General features: G+C 67.3%; 17 protein-coding genes. 11 read left to right on the top strand and 6 right to left on the bottom strand.

Annotated features, from left to right (window positions below):
* Nucleotides 1-115 precede the first annotated feature (115 nt).
* From ACIQCS_RS03675 to ACIQCS_RS03630, 10 genes are all read left to right on the top strand, one after another.
* Entirely contained in the window at nt 116-568 is a 453-nt protein-coding gene (locus tag ACIQCS_RS03675) for a GatB/YqeY domain-containing protein (RefSeq protein WP_280280130.1), read from the top strand.
* Between the two features lies 1 nt (nt 569).
* Complete coding sequence (dnaG, locus tag ACIQCS_RS03670) at nt 570-2453, top strand: DNA primase (RefSeq protein WP_345851953.1); 1884 nt, start codon at nt 570-572, stop codon at nt 2451-2453.
* Between the two features lie 41 nt (nt 2454-2494).
* Nucleotides 2495-4522, top strand: a complete 2028-nt coding sequence (gene rpoD / locus ACIQCS_RS03665) for an RNA polymerase sigma factor RpoD (RefSeq protein ID WP_345851951.1) — start codon at nt 2495-2497, stop codon at nt 4520-4522.
* 246 nt (nt 4523-4768) lie between these two features.
* Nucleotides 4769-5086 (top strand): hypothetical protein, encoded by a 318-nt coding sequence (locus ACIQCS_RS03660; RefSeq protein ID WP_345851950.1) that lies wholly within the window; start codon nt 4769-4771, stop codon nt 5084-5086.
* 438 nt (nt 5087-5524) lie between these two features.
* On the top strand, nt 5525-6139 hold the full coding sequence (locus tag ACIQCS_RS03655; protein WP_345851948.1) for a DUF6975 family protein: 615 nt from the start codon (nt 5525-5527) through the stop codon (nt 6137-6139).
* A gap of 52 nt (nt 6140-6191) precedes the next feature.
* Nucleotides 6192-7043 (top strand): MoxR family ATPase, encoded by an 852-nt coding sequence (locus ACIQCS_RS03650; protein ID WP_345852117.1) that lies wholly within the window; start codon nt 6192-6194, stop codon nt 7041-7043.
* Entirely contained in the window at nt 7043-7465 is a 423-nt protein-coding gene (locus ACIQCS_RS03645; protein ID WP_345851947.1) for a GFA family protein, read from the top strand. Before ACIQCS_RS03650 ends, ACIQCS_RS03645 begins: the two co-directional genes overlap by 1 nt.
* Before the next feature lie 416 nt (nt 7466-7881).
* Nucleotides 7882-8460, top strand: coding sequence for a CHAP domain-containing protein (locus ACIQCS_RS03640; protein WP_280280136.1), 579 nt, complete (start codon nt 7882-7884; stop codon nt 8458-8460).
* Between the two features lie 38 nt (nt 8461-8498).
* A complete protein-coding gene (locus ACIQCS_RS03635) occupies nt 8499-9911 on the top strand; it encodes a hypothetical protein (protein ID WP_345851946.1) in 1413 nt (470 codons plus the stop codon).
* 9 nt (nt 9912-9920) lie between these two features.
* Nucleotides 9921-11099 (top strand): VWA domain-containing protein, encoded by a 1179-nt coding sequence (locus ACIQCS_RS03630; RefSeq protein ID WP_345851945.1) that lies wholly within the window; start codon nt 9921-9923, stop codon nt 11097-11099.
* Between the two features lie 9 nt (nt 11100-11108).
* On the opposite strand, the gene ACIQCS_RS03625 is transcribed toward ACIQCS_RS03630, so the two are convergent.
* The 3 genes from ACIQCS_RS03625 to ACIQCS_RS03615 all read right to left on the bottom strand — a co-directional run bounded on the left by ACIQCS_RS03625 (nt 11109) and on the right by ACIQCS_RS03615 (nt 13255).
* Entirely contained in the window at nt 11109-11969 is an 861-nt protein-coding gene (locus ACIQCS_RS03625; RefSeq protein WP_401530074.1) for a hypothetical protein, read from the bottom strand.
* 85 nt (nt 11970-12054) lie between these two features.
* Complete coding sequence (locus ACIQCS_RS03620) at nt 12055-12912, bottom strand: hypothetical protein (RefSeq protein WP_345851942.1); 858 nt, start codon at nt 12910-12912, stop codon at nt 12055-12057.
* A 49-nt stretch (nt 12913-12961) separates the two neighbouring features.
* On the bottom strand, nt 12962-13255 hold the full coding sequence (locus ACIQCS_RS03615; RefSeq protein ID WP_345851940.1) for an Hpt domain-containing protein: 294 nt from the start codon (nt 13253-13255) through the stop codon (nt 12962-12964).
* Between the two features lie 73 nt (nt 13256-13328).
* On the opposite strand from ACIQCS_RS03615, the gene ACIQCS_RS03610 reads away from it, so the two are divergent.
* Entirely contained in the window at nt 13329-15647 is a 2319-nt protein-coding gene (locus tag ACIQCS_RS03610; protein ID WP_401530071.1) for a hypothetical protein, read from the top strand.
* Between the two features lie 253 nt (nt 15648-15900).
* On the opposite strand, the gene ACIQCS_RS03605 is transcribed toward ACIQCS_RS03610, so the two are convergent.
* From ACIQCS_RS03605 to ACIQCS_RS03595, 3 genes are read right to left on the bottom strand one after another with little or no spacing between them, the layout of a single operon-like run.
* A complete protein-coding gene (locus ACIQCS_RS03605) occupies nt 15901-16335 on the bottom strand; it encodes a hypothetical protein (protein WP_345851936.1) in 435 nt (144 codons plus the stop codon).
* Nucleotides 16332-16616, bottom strand: coding sequence for a DUF1467 family protein (locus tag ACIQCS_RS03600; protein ID WP_345851935.1), 285 nt, complete (start codon nt 16614-16616; stop codon nt 16332-16334). The genes ACIQCS_RS03605 and ACIQCS_RS03600 overlap by 4 nt, the downstream gene beginning before the upstream one ends.
* A gap of 60 nt (nt 16617-16676) precedes the next feature.
* Nucleotides 16677-18314 (bottom strand): ribonuclease J, encoded by a 1638-nt coding sequence (locus ACIQCS_RS03595; RefSeq protein WP_345851934.1) that lies wholly within the window; start codon nt 18312-18314, stop codon nt 16677-16679.
* Nucleotides 18315-18390: the final 76 nt, after the last annotated feature.

Raw genomic sequence — 18390 nt, 5'->3', positions numbered from 1 at the left:
CTCTCCATTTGAGGTGCAGCAATGTCGCTAAGTGCCGCCCGCTAGACCCCTACCCCCCTCGCGTCAACCGGTTCGCGGGTCTATTGCGGGCAATTCCCGATTCATGAGAGACGAAATGATCCGAGACGACATCAAGGCAGCCCAGATCACCGCCATGAAGGCCGGCGACAAGGGGACCCGCCAGGCGATCAACCTGATCCTGAGCGCGATCAAGAACCGCGACATCGAGGAGCGCACCAGGTCCGTCCAGATGGACGACGACGCGATGGTGATCGAAGTGCTCCAGAAGATGGTGAAGCAGCGCCGCGAATCGATCGAGATGTTCGAACGGGGCGGCCGCCAGGACCTTGCCGACACGGAGAAGGCCGAAGTCGCGGTGATCGAACGTTTCCTGCCGGCGCAGATGAGCGACGCGGAAACCACGGCAGCGATCGAGGCGATCAAGGCCGAGCTCGGCGCTTCGGGCATGAAGGACATGGGCCGGGTGATGGCCGAGCTGAAGGCGCGCCACGCGACGACGCTCGACATGAGCAAGGCGAGCGGCCTGGTGAAGGCGGCGCTCGCCTGACGTGTCCCTCACCCCCGCCTTTCTCGACGAACTCCGCGCCCGGACGCTGCTGTCCGGGCTGATCGCCAAGACGGTGAAACTCCAGAAGGCGGGGCGGGAGTTCCGCGCCTGCTGCCCCTTCCACAACGAGAAGACACCGAGCTTCTACGTCAACGACGACAAGGGCTTCTATCACTGCTTCGGCTGCGGCGCGCATGGCGATGCGATCCGCTGGATGACCGACCAGCGCGGCCTGCCCTTCATCGATGCGGTGAAGGAGCTGGTCCAGGCCGCCGGCATGGAGATGCCCGAGCAGGACCGCCGCAGCGCCGAGAAGGCCGAGCGCGCCAAGGGGTTGCACGAGGCGATGGAGGACGCGGCCAGGTTCTTCGTCGAGCGCCTCCACGGCATTGAAGGCGCGGAGGCCCGCGCGGTGCTCAAGAAGCGCGGGATCAACGACGAGACCGCCCGGGCCTTCGGCATCGGCTTTGCCCCCGATTCGCGCGGCAAGCTGAAGGAAGCGCTGAAATCCTATGGCGACCCGATGCTGGTCGAGGCCGGGCTGCTGATCGCGGTCGAGCAGAAGGATCCCTATGACCGGTTCCGCGGCCGGCTGATGATCCCGATCCGCGACGCGCGCGGCCGGGCGATCGCGTTCGGGGGGCGCATCATCGGTGATGGCGAGCCCAAATATCTCAACTCCCCCGAGACGCCGCTCTTCGACAAGGGGCGCACGCTCTACAATCTCGATCGCGCCCAGGCCGCGGCGCGCAAGACGGGCCGGATCATCGCGGTCGAGGGCTATATGGACGTGATCGCCCTGGCCCAGGCCGGCTTTGCCGAAGCGGTGGCGCCGCTCGGCACCGCGATGACCGAGCATCAGCTCGAGCGGCTGTGGCGGATCGCCGATGTCCCGCTGCTCTGCTTCGACGGCGACTCGGCCGGACAGAAGGCGGCCCTGCGCGCCGCGCACCGGGCCATGCCGATGCTCGAGCCGGGGCGCAGCCTCGCCTTCGTCACCCTGCCCGACGGATTGGATCCCGACGATCTCGTCCGCGCCCAGGGGCCCGCCGCTTTCGAGGCGCTGCTCGGCAAGGCGCGGCCGCTGGTCGATCTGCTCTGGGAAAGCGAAGTCGCCGCCGAGCCGCTCGACACGCCCGAGCGCCGCGCGGGCCTGAAGCGGCGCCTTGGCGAGCTGGCCGGCGGCATCGGCGATGCGAACGTGAAGCACGAGTATCTCGCCGAGTTCCGCGAGCGCGCCGACGCGCATTTCGGCCGCGGCCCCCGCGCCTTCGAGAGCCGCTCCCAACGCGGTCCGAGCGCGCTGCCTGCCCGCGGCAAGCGCGACAGGCGCGGCAACTGGCTCCCGCCCGAGCCGCCGCTGACCCAGCAGACCCGTTCGGTCCAGGCCGGCGGGCTCGATCCGATCCTGGCCAAGGCGGTGCTCGCCGGGCTGATCCGCCACCCCGCCGAGATCGCGCGCCACATGGAGGTGCTGGGCTCCCTGCGCGGCGCATCCGGCGCGCTCGGCAAGCTGTTCGAGGCGGTAGTCGACGTCGCGCTCGAGGACCGGCAGCTTGATCGCGCCAAGGTCCTCACCATATTGGCGAAGTCCGGTTTCGATCAGATGGCGAGCGAGCTGCTCCGGGCCGATACCCTGCCTTTCTCCTTTACCCGGCCCGAGGCCGAGGAAAAGAAGGCGCGCGAAGACCTGAACGAGGCGATCGCGGTGATGGTGGCGCGCCCGGCGGTGGACGCGGCGCTGGCGGAGGCAACGGCTGCGATGCTCGAGCGTTTCGACGACGCGGCGTTCGCCCGGCAGACGGCTTTGCTCCGGCAGAGACAAGAGCTGGAAACACGTCTTGCGAATCTGATGCTTGCGGACGACGAGAATTTCGAGGATTAGGGCGGCGTATAATTGCCGCCATCCAAGTTTCGAGGATTTGAATGGCCAAGGCGAACATGGCGGACGTCACCGATACCGGCGAGGCGGGTGACGCGCCGCTGATCGATCTGAACGAGGGTTCGATCAAGAAGCTAGTCGCGCGGGCGAAGAAGCGCGGCTACATCACCGTCGACCAGCTCAACGAGATGCTGCCGCAGGACCAGATGTCCTCGGAGCAGATCGAGGACGTGATGGCGGCGCTCAACGACATGGGCGTCAACGTCGTCGAGAACGAGGAAGCCGGCGAGGACGCCGAGCCCGAGGACGACAGCGCCGACGATACCGATTCGAGCGACGGCAACGACGATTCGGCCCCGGCCTTCGAGACCAAGAAGAAGGAAACTGTCGATCGCACCGACGATCCGGTGCGCATGTACCTGCGCGAGATGGGCGCCGTGGAGCTGCTCAGCCGCGAGGGCGAGATCGCGATCGCGAAGCGCATCGAGGCCGGTCGCGACACGATGATCCTGGGCCTGTGCGAATCGCCGATCACCTTCAACGCGATCATCGGCTGGTCCAACGCGCTCAACGAAGGCACGATGCAGCTGCGCGAGATCCTCGATCTCGACGCGATGCTCTCCAAGGGTCCGTCGGCCGAACAGGTCGAGGGCGCCGAGGACGACAATGGCGAGATCAGCGAAGCCGCCGCCGGCCCCTCCTACAAGGAAGAGGAAGAGGTCGAGGAAGTCGCCGAGGAGGAAGACGAGGATTCGATGACCGAGCGCCGCACGCCGCGGCCCTCGGACGACGAGGAGGAGGACAATACCCTCAGCCTCGCCCAGATGGAGGAGACGCTCAAGCCGCAGGCGCTCGAGAAGTTCGCCAACATCACGTCGATCTACAAGAAATTCTCGAAGATGCAGCTCCAGCGCCTCGACGCGATGGCTGCCGGCGGCGAGCTCGTCGCTTCGGACGAGAAGAAGTACCAGAAGCTGCGCGAGGAGCTGACGGCCGAGGTCGAATCGGTCCAGTTCCACCAGCAGAAGATCGAGTATCTCGTCGACCAGCTCTACAGCTTCAACCGGCGCCTCACCGCGCTGGGCGGGCAGATGCTGCGCCTTGCCGAGCGCCACAAGGTGAGCCGCAAGGACTTTCTCGATCGCTATGTCGACCATGAGCTCGACGAGCAGTGGCTGCAGTCGGTCCAGGGCCTCGACAAGAAATGGGCGGCCTTTGCCGCGAACGAGGGCGGCGCGGTCGACCGCATCCGCATCGAGATCTCCGAGATTTCGCAGTCGACCGGCATGGCGCTCGCCGAGTTCCGCCGCATCGTCAACATGGTGCAGAAGGGCGAGCGCGAGGCACGCATCGCGAAGAAGGAGATGGTCGAGGCCAATCTCCGCCTCGTGATCTCGATCGCCAAGAAGTACACGAACCGCGGCCTGCAATTCCTGGACCTGATCCAGGAAGGCAATATCGGCCTGATGAAGGCCGTGGACAAGTTCGAGTATCGCCGCGGCTACAAGTTCAGCACCTATGCCACCTGGTGGATCCGCCAGGCGATCACCCGCTCGATCGCCGATCAGGCGCGCACGATCCGCATCCCGGTCCACATGATCGAGACGATCAACAAGCTGGTCCGCACCAGCCGCCAGTTCCTCCATGAGCAGGGCCGCGAGCCCACGCCGGAGGAAATGGCCGAGCGGCTGAGCATGCCGCTCGAGAAGGTGCGCAAGGTGATGAAGATCGCCAAGGAGCCGATCAGCCTCGAAACGCCGATCGGCGACGAGGAGGATTCGCACCTGGGCGACTTCATCGAGGACAAGAACGCCGTCATTCCGGTCGATGCCGCGATCCAGGCGAACCTGAAGGAAACGGTCACCCGCGTCCTGGCCTCGCTCACCCCGCGCGAGGAGCGCGTGCTGCGCATGCGCTTCGGCATCGGCATGAACACCGATCACACGCTCGAGGAAGTCGGCCAGCAATTCTCGGTCACCCGCGAGCGCATCCGCCAGATCGAGGCCAAGGCGCTGCGCAAGCTCAAGCACCCCTCGCGCAGCCGAAAGATGCGGTCGTTCCTCGACCAGTGATCGGCCGCTGAACGCAGCCGGGCGAAGTTCGGAAATGGGGAAGGCACTACCTTCCCCATTTTCGTTTCGGGCGAGAAATAGATGCCACCAATCCGGATGGATTGTTTGCCCTGCCCTTACCAAGCCTTACGCTGCATAGCTCCTGCCGATCACAAGGTAGCGGACCAAGCCGTTCCGATCTGATCTCGACCTGGCCAAGCCGGACCTATAGCCTCGCGGCATCTTCCTTCAGCGCGAGGTATCGGCATGTCTACATTGTCCGTGCAGGTTGCCCCCTTCAATCCCGGCGAAGTGCATGTGCGCGTCTGGGTATATACTTCGCCGGGGCCGAGCTTCGAATGGAACGGCACTGCCACGACGGGCAGTCCGATCAGCGAGAGCTGGGACGATCTCGAGCCGGGGCATTATGCCGTCACGATCTCCTGGGCCGAAGGCTATCAGAACATCGCCTCGGGCATTGCCGGCAACCAGATCGTCTACAACGGCAATTATCTCTATTATCAGGTCCTTGGTAGCCCGGCGGACGGCAATGGCGTGTCCGCCGTCTTCGGGCTGGTAATCTGACGCGCCACCACTGACCGGATCGTGCCGCGGCCGCGGCTCCGCCCTCGGCTTCGCCGAAGCACGCATTGCGCGCCACGCAAGGCCGAAGGCAAGGCTCAACTCGAGTTCGCGCCCGGATCGACTGCGCCTTCCACCTGCCGAACCAGAAGCCGGGAAAGTGGACGGGTCGACCGGCACACCTCGGGAACCGCCCGGTACTTGCGGATACTATCGCGCCGCCACCGGACTTGCTTGCCGCGCCTTCGTCCATTTCGATCGGAACGGTGCGGGAACGATCCATTTATCCACAGTAAATTCGCGATTTACCTTGTCTTTACGTGCTTCGGTATAACCCCGAGTTGCAAAACCTGCCCGTCGGCATGGGGCCGTCAGGAGATGTGGGGGCTTATGCCGTTTGATTCCGTACAAGTTGCGCGATTGGGCGGTGCCTGGGGCTCCATGGGGGCGCTCATCGCCTCCGACGGCAGCGCCAACCACCCCTATCTGCAGCGCCTCGCCCGCAACGAGGAGCCATTGCGCGACCTGTCGGACGCGGTGCACCATATCTGCCTGCTCCATGGCCGCCACCCGGGCGTGATCGACCATGCGCTCGGCCACGCCCGCCTCGGCATCGAACGCGACTGGCTGGAGGCTGGTGCCGACGCCTTTGTGATCGAGCGCGCCTTTCTCGTCCGCATCGTCGCGGCCGCCGGCCCGATGCCCAGCACGCCGGGCCATGCCGAGACCGAAGCCGCCACCGCGGCGCAGCGCCATGCGATGGACATGCTCGCCCAGTCGGATCGCGCAGGCTGCGCCACCGGCGCGGCGATCGCGCTGGCAATGGACTGGGCGGTGATCCGCGAGGCGCTGGACGCCGCCGGCGAGCGCCTGGGCCTGACCCCGCCCCCCTCGCAGCTGCCGCTGGCCGAAGAAACGGTGACCGTGGTCGACACGCTGGTGCGCGAAGGCGTGCTCGAGCGTGCGATGCTGTTCGGCGCGCAGCAGCTCTTCGCCCAGCATCGCGGCCTGTGGGACCTGCTCGAGGCCCGCGCCTCGGCCCGCGACCGGCAGTAACTTCCCGACACCGACCTTGCGCGAGGCGGCTTCGGCCCTCTAAGCCATGGCGATGCGCTTCGAAGGCACCCAAAGCTATGTCGCGACCGAGGACCTGAAGGTCGCGGTCAACGCCGCCGTCACATTGCGGCGCCCCCTGCTCGTCAAGGGCGAACCCGGCACGGGCAAGACCGTGCTCGCCTATGAGATCGCCAAGGCGGTGAACGCCCCGCTGATCGAGTGGAACGTCAAGTCGACCACCAAGGCGCAGCAGGGCCTGTACGAATATGACGCCGTCGCCCGCCTGCGCGACGGCCAGCTCGGCGATCCGCGCGTCCACGAGATCTCCAACTATATCCGCAAGGGCAAGCTGTGGGAGGCGTTCACTGCGCCCAGGCTGCCGGTGCTGCTGATCGACGAGATCGACAAGGCCGATATCGAGTTCCCGAACGACCTGCTCCAGGAGCTCGACCGGATGGAGTTCCACGTCTACGAGACGCAGGAAACCGTCCGCGCCGCCGAGCGCCCGATCGTGGTGATCACGTCGAACAACGAGAAGGACCTGCCCGACGCGTTCCTGCGCCGCTGCTTCTTCCACTATATCAAGTTCCCGGACCGCGAGACGATGCAGGCCATTGTCGACGTCCATTTCCCCGGCATCCAGAAGATCCTGGTCTCGAAGGCAATGGATATCTTCTACGAGATCCGCGAGGTTCCGGGCCTGAAGAAGAAGCCCAGCACCAGCGAGCTGCTCGACTGGCTGAAGCTGCTCCTCCACGAGGAGATGCCGCTCGAGGTGCTGCAGAACAAGGACCCGACCAAGGCGATCCCGCCACTCCACGGCGCGCTGCTCAAGAACGAGCAGGACGTGATGCTGTTCGAGCGGCTCGCCTTCATGGCGCGGCGCCAGCAGGGCAAGGGCTGATGCCCTATACCGGAAGCTGCGCCTGTGGTGCCGTGACCGCCACGATCGGCGGCGAGCCGGTGGCGGTGCGCCAATGCTGGTGCCGCCAGTGCCAGCGCCTGGCCGCCGGATCGGCCACCACCAACGCGATGTTCGCCACCGACGACCTGATCGTCCGCGGCGAACTGTCGAGCACCAGCTATGTCGCCGAAAGCGGCAATACGCTGACCCAGAGCTTCTGCGGGACCTGTGGCACGCCGGTGATGGGCCAGTCCTCGGCCCGCCCGCAGTTCCGCACGCTGCGCCTGGGCTTTCTCGACGATGCGCGGGGACTTGCGCCGACCGTCGCGATCTGGACCGACGAGGCACCCGCCTGGGCCAGCATCGATCCGGCGCTCGAGACCTTTCCGCGCCAGCCTCCGGCGCCCGCGCCCAAGGCCTGATTTACCCGGACTGGGTACCTTACCCGCGAAAAGTCACGATAGCTGGCTCTTGCGAATTGTGACTTTCCGGCAGGAAATTTACCCAGATTAGGTTGATAACCCAAGCAGGTATCTGATTTTCTGTCGTCATCCCGGCCTCGAGCCGGGATCCCGCTTCTGCTTGCGCTGGCGAGGTAGCGGGACCCCGGCGCAAGGCCGGGGTGACGGAGGAAGAATATGAGGCCCCAGCCTGGCTACTGTCCCGAAACGCAGTCGCGTGACGAGGCGCTATGCGCATGGATGACGATGAGAAAGAGCGCCGACAGTTTCTCAGGCAGAATCCAACATTGGAAGCGGCTTTGAGGAACGGGGTTAACCGCTTCTAAACCAGCCCCGGCTACGGTTCGCTTGGGGGGGACCTTGTATGGGTCCCGAGTATGTGTCCGCGTATCGCGTTTCCCGTGCTGCTCGCCGCCGCGTTGTCCGCCGCGGCGCCTGCCGGCGCGCAATCCCTTCTCGATTATGTCGGCGAATGCGTGCCGTTCGCGCGTGCCGCTTCCGGCATCCAGATCTATGGCGATGCCTGGACCTGGTGGGATCAGGCCGAGGGCCGCTACCAGCGCGGCCGCGTGCCCAGGGTCGGCGCCGTCCTCGCCTTCTCGAAGAGCGCGCGCCTGCCGCTCGGCCATGTCGCCGTGGTCAGCCGGATCGTCGAGAAGCGCGTGCTGATGATCACCCATGCCAACTGGTCGCGCTTCGAGGGCGAGCGCGGCCATGCCGAACAGGACGTGACGCTGTTCGACGTGTCGGAGCGCGGCGACTGGAGCCTGGTCAAGGTCTGGTATCGCGACCGCGACGGGCTGGGCAGCTCGGTCTACCCGGCGCACGGCTTCATCTACGGCACACCGGATCGCAACGCCCCCGCCACGGTGCGCAAGGCCCGCCCCTCGGCCGAACTGACCGCCAGGCAGCCCGACTATGTCGGCTCGCTGATCGACGCCTATGCGTCGCGTTGAGCTTGCCGGGAGCGGAGCGGCAAGGCATCTAGCGGGGCATGACCGGGGGGGATCTGCGCGCGAATCGGCGCTGGTGGTGGGCGATCTGCGCGATCGCTTTTGCGGGCCTGGCGCTGCGCTTCGTCTGTTCGCTGGGCGACCTGTGGTTCGACGAGGCCTGGTCCGCGTCGCAGGCGCGCGATGCGCTGACGCCGATCGGCGTGTTCATCGGCATCAATCACGACAATAACCACCATATCAACTCGCTCTGGATGCAGATGGTCGGCTTCGGCGCCTGGCCGCCGCTGGTCCGCCTGCTCTCGATCCTGAGCAGCAGCGCGGCGATCCTGGTCGCCGCGAAGATCGCCGAGCCGCGCGGCCGCGCCACCATGGTGGTGACCGCCCTGCTCTTCGCCTTCTCGCCGATGCTGGTGACGATGGGATCGGAAGCACGCGGCTATGCCGGCATGTCGCTGGCGATGCTGATCGCGATCCTGTTCATCGATCGCTGGCTGGCGGGCGACCTCAGCTATCGCCGCCCGACCACCTTCGCGCTCTGCTTCTTCCTCGGCGCCTTCTCGCAGCTCACCATGATCTTCGCGGCCGTCGCCCTGGTCGGCTGGCCGTCCTTCGTGCTGTGGAAGCGCAACGGCTTCCGGGCGGCCGCCATCGAGATCTTCCGGACCTTCTGGCTGCCGGTGCTGGTGCTGGCGGGGGTGCTGGGCTTCGTGCTCGCCGCCGGCCATTTCGCCGGCACCGGCTTCCGCTTCGGGCGCTACGATCCCTTCGACTTCATGATGTACCTGAACGGCACCACCACGGCGATCGGCTACACGATCGGCCTGCCCTGGAAGGATATCTGGCCGATCGTGCTGGTGCTGGTGCTGCTGGTCCTGGCGCCGCGCTGGGGCGGCTCGCGCATGGCGCTGTACCGGCTGGCGATCTTCGCCTTCCCCTTCCTGCTCGCGGTGCTGCACGCCGGCAATGTCGGCCATGCCCGCTATTACATGCCCGCGCTGCTGCCGCTGCTGCTGATGCTGGGCGAGATGATCGGCTTCGGGCTGGACAAGGCCGGTTGGCGGCGGATCGTGGCGGGCATCGGCCTGGCGGTGATGCTCGGCGGCAGCCTGTGGTGCGACTATGTGCTCGCGGTGGACCAGCGCGGCGATCCGGGCGGCCCGGTGCGCGAGATGATGGCCCGCGCGCCCGAAGGCACGACGATGCTGCTCGATCGCGACACCGGCCAGGCGGCCACCGACGTCGCCGCCGCGCGCCAAAGGTACAAGCTCAAGGTGATATTGGGCCGCTGCGATCCGCGGGCGCGCTTCCTGCTGGTCGACCGTTTCCTGGGCGAGGCGTTCCCGCCGGATGCCGACCGCTGCGGCGGCCATTTCGCGCTGATCGCCCAGCATCGGATGCGCAGCCTTTCGGGCACCAACTGGAACCTGTACGAACGGCGCAGCCAACCCTAGGGGCAGCGGATGTTCTTCTCCTTCCTCGACGAGCTGCGAGCCGTCGGCATACCGGCCAGCCTGAAGGAGCATCTCGTGCTCCTGGAAGCGCTCGACCGCGACGTGATCGAGCGGACGCCCGAGGCCTTCTACTATCTCGCCCGTGCCACCTTCGTGAAGGACGAAGGGCTGCTCGACCGGTTCGACCAGGTATTCGCCAAGGTCTTCAAGGGCATCGCCGCCAGCTATGGCGTCGCCCCCGCCGCCGTCCCCGAGGAATGGCTGCGCGCGATCGCGGAGAAGTTCCTGTCGCCCGAGGAAATGGCGAAGATCCAGTCGCTCGGCTCCTGGGAGGAGATCATGGAGACGCTGAAGCAGCGGCTCGAGGAGCAGCAGGGCCGGCACGAGGGCGGCAGCAAGTGGATCGGCACGGGCGGCACCTCCCCCTACGGCAATGGCGGCTACAATCCCGAAGGCGTGCGCATCGGCGGCGAGAGCAGGCACAAGCGCGCCCTCAAGGTGTGGGACCAGCGCGAGTTCCGCAACCTCGACAGCACGCGCGAGCTCGGTACCCGCAACATCAAGGTGGCGCTGCGCCGCCTGCGCCGCTTCGCCCGCGAGGGCGCCGCCGACGAGCTCGACATCGATGCGACGATCGAAGGCACCGCGAAACAGGGCTGGCTCGACGTGCACATGCGGCCCGAGCGCCACAATGCGGTGAAGCTGCTGCTCTTCCTCGACGTCGGCGGATCGATGGACCCGTTCATCAAGCTGTGCGAGGAGCTGTTCTCCGCGGCGACCAGCGAGTTCAAGAACCTGGAGTTCTTCTATTTCCACAACTGCCTGTACGAAGGCGTGTGGAAGGACAATCGCCGCCGCTTCCAGGAGCGCACGCCCACCTGGGACATCCTCCACAAATATGGGCACGACTATAAGCTGGTATTCGTCGGCGATGCCTCGATGAGCGCCTATGAGATCACCCATCCGGGCGGCTCGGTCGAGCATTTCAACGAGGAGGCCGGCGCCGTCTGGATGCAGCGCGCGCTGAACACCTATCCCGCCGCGGTGTGGCTCAACCCGATCCCGCGCGAGCAATGGGGCTATACCCAGTCGGTGAAGATCCTGCGCGAGCTGCTGGGCGACCGCATGTACCCCCTCACCCTGGCCGGCCTGGACGAGGCGATGCGCGAGCTCAGCCGCAAGCGCTGACCCGCCGGCTCATTCCCTTTCCGTACGCGCCTTCGAATCCTTCACGATCTGGCGCGAGATCGTGCTCATCTGCGTCACCGACGTGCCGTTCGGGCGCACCTTGTAGAGCCCGGTGAGGAAGCCGCGATCGATGCCGGTCATCGCGGGCGGCGGCGCGGCCTGGGCGTCGAACAGCGTGAGGATCGTGTTCGCCTCCACGCCCTGGCGCGGCGGGCGGGCCCCGGCCAGGGTGCGCATCGCGACATAGTCCGAAATCTGGGTCAGCGTCTTGCCGAGCAGGGCATTCGCGTCGAGGACCATGATCGACTGGAGCACGGCCTGCCGGGTCTGGAGATCGACGATCGACGCGCCATAGACCCGCAGCGTCGGCGGGCCGTCCGACTCGGTCTGGCGCGGCGCCTGGCCGTTCTCGTTGCGCACCTCCACTGTGCTCCACACATGCACCGGGCCCTCGCGCATCGCGCGGCTCATCTCCTCGGTGCCGACGCCCCGAAACAGGCCTTCAAAACGCTTGCGGAGCGTCTTGACCACCGCATCGGCATCATCGGCGACCATCACCACCAGGTTGGGCTGGCACTTGCCCGCGTCCGCCGCCCCGATCCCCGCCTGCCGGGCATCCGCGCGAATGCGATCCTCGACGATCGATGCATATTGCCGCGGCAGGCCGAGCACGAACGGGCAGACCGGATCGACGAAGCGGGCGAGCTGCCCCTCGGTGCTGGTCACCACCTGGCGGACGAACTTGCGGGCCTCGCGGGGCGGAACCCCCTTCTGCCCGCGGACCACGATGCCGGGATCGTCGGCGGGCTTGTCCTGCGCCTGCGCCGTGCCGGCGGCGGCGATCGCCAGGGCGAAACCGATCAGGACCATGCGCACTTTACTCACTCCCGATGCACTCCCGTCCAACCCGGCGTGCTACCAATTTACCACACCCCTGCCCCGCCGGTGAAGCCCGCTAGCGCTGCCTGCCCGTCACCATCGCGCGCGAGATCCGATAGGCATGGTCCCCGCCCTGCGCATAGGGATCCCGCAGCCGGTAAAGGCCCGCGAGCAGCCCCAGGTCCATGTCGGTGATCTCGGCGGGTGGCGGCGCCGTGGCGGGATCGAAGAGCGACAGGATCGAAGCAGCGGCGATCGATCCCCGGGCGGGTGGGCGCGCGCCCACCAATGTGCGCATCGCGGCATAATCGGCGATCTGGCGCACCGACTTGCCCTGCGCGGCCCGCTTGTCGATCACGATCACCGAATTGATCGTGACCGTCTGGGTCTCGCTCTCGAAGATCGTCGGGAAATCGGGATCCTCGTCCCCGGTGGCGATATTGCCCCGGTCGTCGCGCGTCACGATCAGGCGCCAGGCATGGATCGGCCCTGCCTTGAACGCGTCGCGCAGCGCGCCCTCGTCCAGATTGGCGAAGGCCGCGTTGCGGCGCTTGCGCATCGTCTCGATCAGCGCATCGGCACTGTCGGCGAACACGATCATCAGGTTCGGCTGGCATTTCGCCCTGGCGAGGCGGACCGAGCTGGCCGCGGCGACGATGCGGAAACGCTCCTCGATCGGCGCCCGGAACCGCTCCGGCAGGCCTAGGACCAGCGGGCACACCGGATCGACGAAGCGCGCCAGCTGGCCGCTGTCGCTCTCGAGGACCTGGTGAAGGTAGCGCCGGGCCTTCCGGATCGGCTCGGGGCCCTTGCCGGTTACGACGATGCCGCCGTCCTGCGCGGTATGGGCGACATTGGGAGCGGCGTCCTGCCCATGCGCGACCGGCACGGCGGCGCAGGACAGCAGGAGAAGTGAAGCCAGGCAGTCGCGCATGCGCTTGTCGATCCCTCTCGCGGATCGGGACTCCGCATGCGCCGCCTTCTCAGAGTCGGTCGACTGCCCGATGGAGACGCCGGAGTATCGCGCCGTCATGCGCCTGTCCATTGGCCGCCTCGGTGGCGAGCGCCATCAGCCGGACCGCGCCGAAGCTGGCCGAAAGGCCCTTGAGACGCAGCGCCGCCGCCGCCCAGCCATCGGGGCTTTCGGAGGTCTTCATCGTCTCGAGGCACCGCTGCACCCCGTCGTGAAAGGCTTCGCGCAGCTCGGCGATCAGCGCGGGCTCGTCGCCCACCGCCGCCGCCAGCGTCGCATCGATTGCACCCGGATCGTACGCCATGATCCGTCCCTAGCCGCAGATCGTTAATAGCGCGTTTCCATGCCGCTGTTGGTACGACGCCGAAATGTGGTAAATGCGCGTCATGATTGGGGGAAAACCTGCCGAACCGCTGCCCGCGAACGAAGACGCGGAAGAGCTGGTCCTGTCCGAAACCGCGGTGCCCGCGCGGATCGCGCCGGCGCCCGCCGCCGATGCAGCGCCCGAGGAAGCGGATGAGGTCGACGAAGCACCGCGTCGCGCCGCCCGGATCCTGCCCGCGCTCGCGATCCTCGCCGTGCTGGGCTGGTTCAGCGCGATGGGCTGGCTGCTGCGCGGCACCTTCGCGGCGCCGATGGCGCCCGCCGGGCTCGTCCAGCTGATCGCCGCGCTCTGCGTTCCCCCGGTCCTGGTCGGCATCCTCTATCTCCTCGCCCTGCGCACGAGCCGCGCCGAGGCGCAGCGCTTCGGCGCCAGCGCCCGCGCGATGCGCGCCGAGGCGGCCAGCCTCGAGCGGGTCGTCGCCACGCTCTCGCGCAAGATCGAGGAGAATCGCGCCGCTCTTGCCGAGCAGACCAACATCCTGATCGCCATGGGCGAGCGCGCTTCCGAAAAGCTGGAGAGCGCCGCCGGCAGTGCCGCGCAGCACGCCCGCTCGATCGACGCCAGCACGCGCCATCTGGGCGAATCCGCCGCCGATGCCGAGCACCGCGTCGCCGTCGTCCTCGCCTCGCTGCCCAAGGCGCATGAGGAGATGCGCGGCCTGTCCGACCGGGTCGACGCCGCCGGGCTGCTCGCCGGCGAGCGGGCCGCCGCCCTCGACACCCAGCTTTCCGCGCTTGCCGAGCGCGGCCGCGAGGCCGACCAGATCGCCGGCGGCGCCGCCGATCGGCTCGCCGCGCACATCGCCCGGATGGAAGCGACCAGCCAGACCGCCAGCGCCCGGCTCGAAAAGGTCACCGGCGAGATGTCGACTCAGGTCGACGCCGTGCTCGACCGCGCCGCCAATGCCGTGGACGAGGCGCGCAAGGGCATCGCCACCCAGGGCGAGGCCATCCTCGCCATGCTTTCCGCCAACCAGGCCGCGCTCGACCGCGCGGGCCGCGACAGCGCCGAGGCGATGGGTGCGCGCATGGCCGCCATCGAGGAAGCGATCGGCCGCATCGGCAACCGCCTCGCCGAGGAGCAGGGCCGCGGCGACATGCTGTTCGAGGGGCTGGCGTCAGGCGTCGACAGGCTCGACCGCGCGATGGGGGACCTGCATGCGGCCGGCACCGAGCGTACCGGCAGCCTGGCCGCATCGATGAGCGCGCTGCATGGCTCGGTCGCGGCGATGACCGTGGCGCTCGACACCGGCGACGAGACCGCGCGCCGGGTGATCGGCACGTCCGAGGATCTGCTCACCGCGCTCGATGCATCGGCCCGCGAGATCGACGAGACGCTGCCCGAGGCGCTTGCCCGGCTCGATGCCCGCATCAATGCAAGCCGCCAGGTGGTCGCCGCTTCCAAGCCGGAGCTGCTCGCCCTGGTCACCGCCGCCGAGAGCACGCACGACGCGATCGAGGCCATTGCCGATGTGGTCGGCCAGCAGCGCGACACGCTGGCCAAGACCCAGGCTTCCCTGCTCGAGACGCTGGCCACCGGCGGCGAGCAGGCCGAGCAGCTGGGCGCGATGGTCGACGAGACGATCGCCACCACGCGCCGCTTCGCCGAGAGCGCCGCACCGCAGCTGGTCGAAGCGCTGGTGAGCGTCCGCGAGACGTCCAGCGCCGCCGCCAGCCATGCCCGCGAAACGCTGTCGAGCATCGTGCCGCACGCCGAGCGCGCGATCGAGGAAGCCGCGAGCGATGCGCTGCGCCGGGCGATCGATGTCGCGATCCGCCGCCAGCTCGCCGATCTTGCCGAGACGACCGAAGCCGCCGTGGTCGCGGCCACGCGCGCCTCCGAACGGCTCACCCAGCAGATGGTCGCGCTCGCCGACACCACTGCCCAGGTCGAGGCGCGGATCGCCGAAGGGCGCAAGGAGCGCGAGGATTCGGACAGCGACAATTTCGCGCGCCGCGTCTCGCTGCTGATCGAAGCGCTCAATTCGGCCTCGATCGACATCACCAAGGCCTTTTCGGCCGATGTGACCGACAGCGCCTGGTCGGCCTATCTGAAGGGCGATCGCGGCGTCTTCACCCGTCGTGCCGTGCGCCTGCTCGATCCTTCCGAGACGCGCGACATCCACCGGCTCTACGAGGACGACGCGGATTTCCGCGACAACGTCAATCGCTACATCCATGATTTCGAGGGGATGCTCCGCCAGATCCTGGCGCTGCGCGACGGATCGCCGATGGGAGTGACCCTGCTCTCGTCGGACATGGGCAAGCTCTATGTCGCGCTCGCCCAGGCGATCGAGCGGCTGCGGACCTGATCCGCAGCGCGGAAGCTTACGAAGTTCATGCCATGGGAGCCGGTTTTCGGCCCCTCGCCTGTTCCCTGAGCGCGGCGCGTATCGGGATTGCGGGAGCGGAGGGCATGCATGTGCCGAGGCCAACATGCGAAACCCTACATTGCAAGCGATGCGGCGGCGCGGCTTACGCGGGGATGACGCCAGCGGGATATGAGCCCGACCCAGGGAAGCGCTGCCATGCCGCTATCCGGCGGCTATCCAATGCCGGCCCGCCCTATTTGCGCCAGAGGCAGACGCGAGCCTTCTTTCCGATGAAGCATGCGCCCTTGCGCTGCAATATGCCCCAATCGCCATTGCCATGGACCGAGCTGATGAGGTCGTTGCCATAGCCGGTCCAGTTGCCGCCTTTGCCGGTCCAGTTACTGGCGGCATTCCTCTCGGGAAAGACTCGGGCCCAGTAATCCTCGGAGACCGCCCCCACCGTGTGGAATTCGAACAGCTGGCGCGGGCCCGTGATGAGGAATTCACTGTTCCTTTCGATGCGGTAGCTGCATTTCCCAGAGATACGGGTCTGGCCGTATACCACCAGCAGGCATCGCCCCCAATGGGTGCCGGGGGGCAGCCGGCGCTGCGGGTCGGCGGCGGCGCTGCCGGGCATTGCCGCCGCACATACCGCCAGCATCAACCCGAAGGCGGCCAGCCGGTTCAACTCGCGTTCCCCGGCTGCACCCGGGCCCACCAGTCGAGCATGTCGGTGGTGACCCAGCCATTGATGTAGTTCAGGTAGAAGATCGCGAAGAAGATCGTGGCCACGATCGTGGTGCGGAACGCGATCCGCCTGGCGTTGAACTCGTGCGGCGCGCTCGGCGCCTGGCCGGGGACCAGCGCCACGCCCGCCTCCTCGCTCGTCTTCACCCCGAAAGGCAGGACGAGGAACACCGAGAAGGCCCAGAACAGGAAATAGATGGCGAGCGCGGATTTCCAGGGCATGGGCACGGTAATAGGGCCCTGGAAGCGCAAGCGAAAGCCATCATCGTCGCCGGGAGGCGATCAGGCCTCGATGATCAGCACGTCGACGATCGGCTTCTTGCCGGTGTAGCGGAAGGCGGCGCGGCGCACCGCCAGGCGCACGGCCTCGCGCAGCTTCTCGATATCGCCTCGCCCATCCTTCTTCACCGCTTCCGCGGCGGCCTCGCACGCCTCGGCGATGAAGTCCTCGCGGTCTTCCTCCACCGGCACGCCCTGCAGGCGGATCTGCGGCGCGCCGGCCAGCCGGCCCTGGCGGATCGCCACCGCGGCGCTGATCTGGCCGTGGAAGGAGATGCGGCGGCGCTCGTTGATCGTGGTGCCGTCCGCCGGCAGGATGATGTCGCCATCGAGCACGAGCCGGCCCGCGGGCGCCTGGCCGACCCGTTCCGGGCCGTCCGGAGCAAGCCGCCAGATCTCGCCATTCACCTGGTTGATCGCCCTGGGCACACCCAGCGACAGCGCGAAGCGCGACTGTTCGTGCATGTGACGCACCTCGCCGTGCACGGGCAGGATGATCTCGGGCCGGATCCACTTGTACATCTCGGCCAGCTCGGGGCGCCCGGGATGGCCGGAGACATGGATGAACGCCTGGCGATCGGTGATGATGTCGACACCGGCGGCGGCCAGCGTGTTCATGATGCGGCCGATCGCGATCTCGTTGCCGGGGATCTGGCGCGAGGAGAAGACGACCAGGTCGCCTTCAGTGAGCTTGAGCGGATGCGAGCCCTCGGCGATGCGGTTGAGCGCGGCGCGCGGCTCGCCCTGCCCGCCCGTGGCGACGATCAGCACCTTGTCGCGCGGCATCGTCATCGCCGTGTCGAAATCGACCGTCTCGGGAAAGTCGCGCAGATAGCCGGTCTGCCTGGCGACGCGCAGGATGCGGTCGAGCGAACGCCCGGCGACGCAGAGCGCGCGGCCCGTGTCCTGCGCCACTTCACCCAGCGTCTGGAGGCGCGCGGCGTTCGAGGCGAAGGTGGTGACGAGCACACGGCCCTTCGCGGCACCGATCACTTCGTCCAGCCCCTTGCGCACATCCCCTTCCGAGCCCGAGGCTTCGGGATTGAAGACGTTGGTGCTGTCGCAGACCAGCGCAAGCACGCCCTTGTCCCCGATCGCGGTCAGCTCCGCCGCGGTCGAGGCGCCGCCCAGCGCGGGCGCGTCGTCCAGCTTCCAGTCGCCGGTGTGGAAGACCCGGCCATGAGGCGTCTCGATGAGGACGGCATTGCCCTCGGGGATCGAATGGGCGAGCGGGGTATAGGTGATGCGGAACGGCCCCAGGTTGAACGGCCCCTCCTCGTCGACGACGTTGAGCTCGACCTTCTCCTCGATGCCTTCCTCTTCGAGCTTGCCGCGGATCAGGCCCGCGGTGAACGGCGTGGCATAGAGCGGCACGCCCAGATCGGCGGCGAGATAGGGCAGCGCGCCGATATGATCCTCATGGCCGTGGGTGAGGACGATGCCGAGCAGGTCGTCGATCCGCTCCTCGATGAACTGCAGGTCGGGCAGGATCACGTCGATCCCCGGATAATCGGGACTGCCGAAGGTGATGCCGCAATCGACCATCAGCCACTTGCCCTGGCAGCCATAGAGATTGACGTTCATGCCGATCTCGCCGGAGCCGCCCAGCGCGAGGAAGAGGAGTTCGTTTTCTGGAGTCACGATGATCCTATGCTCTGTTCGTCGTCCCGGCGGAAGCCGGGATCTCAGGCGGCAAACGCACCGCCGGCGGCACGTG

It is taken from the genome of Sphingomonas sp. NPDC092440 (assembly GCF_044754985.1).
Lineage (GTDB): Bacteria > Pseudomonadota > Alphaproteobacteria > Sphingomonadales > Sphingomonadaceae > Sphingomonas.
The sequence above is the reverse complement of the archived record's forward strand: the minus strand, read 5'-3'. Positions and strand labels throughout refer to the sequence as shown.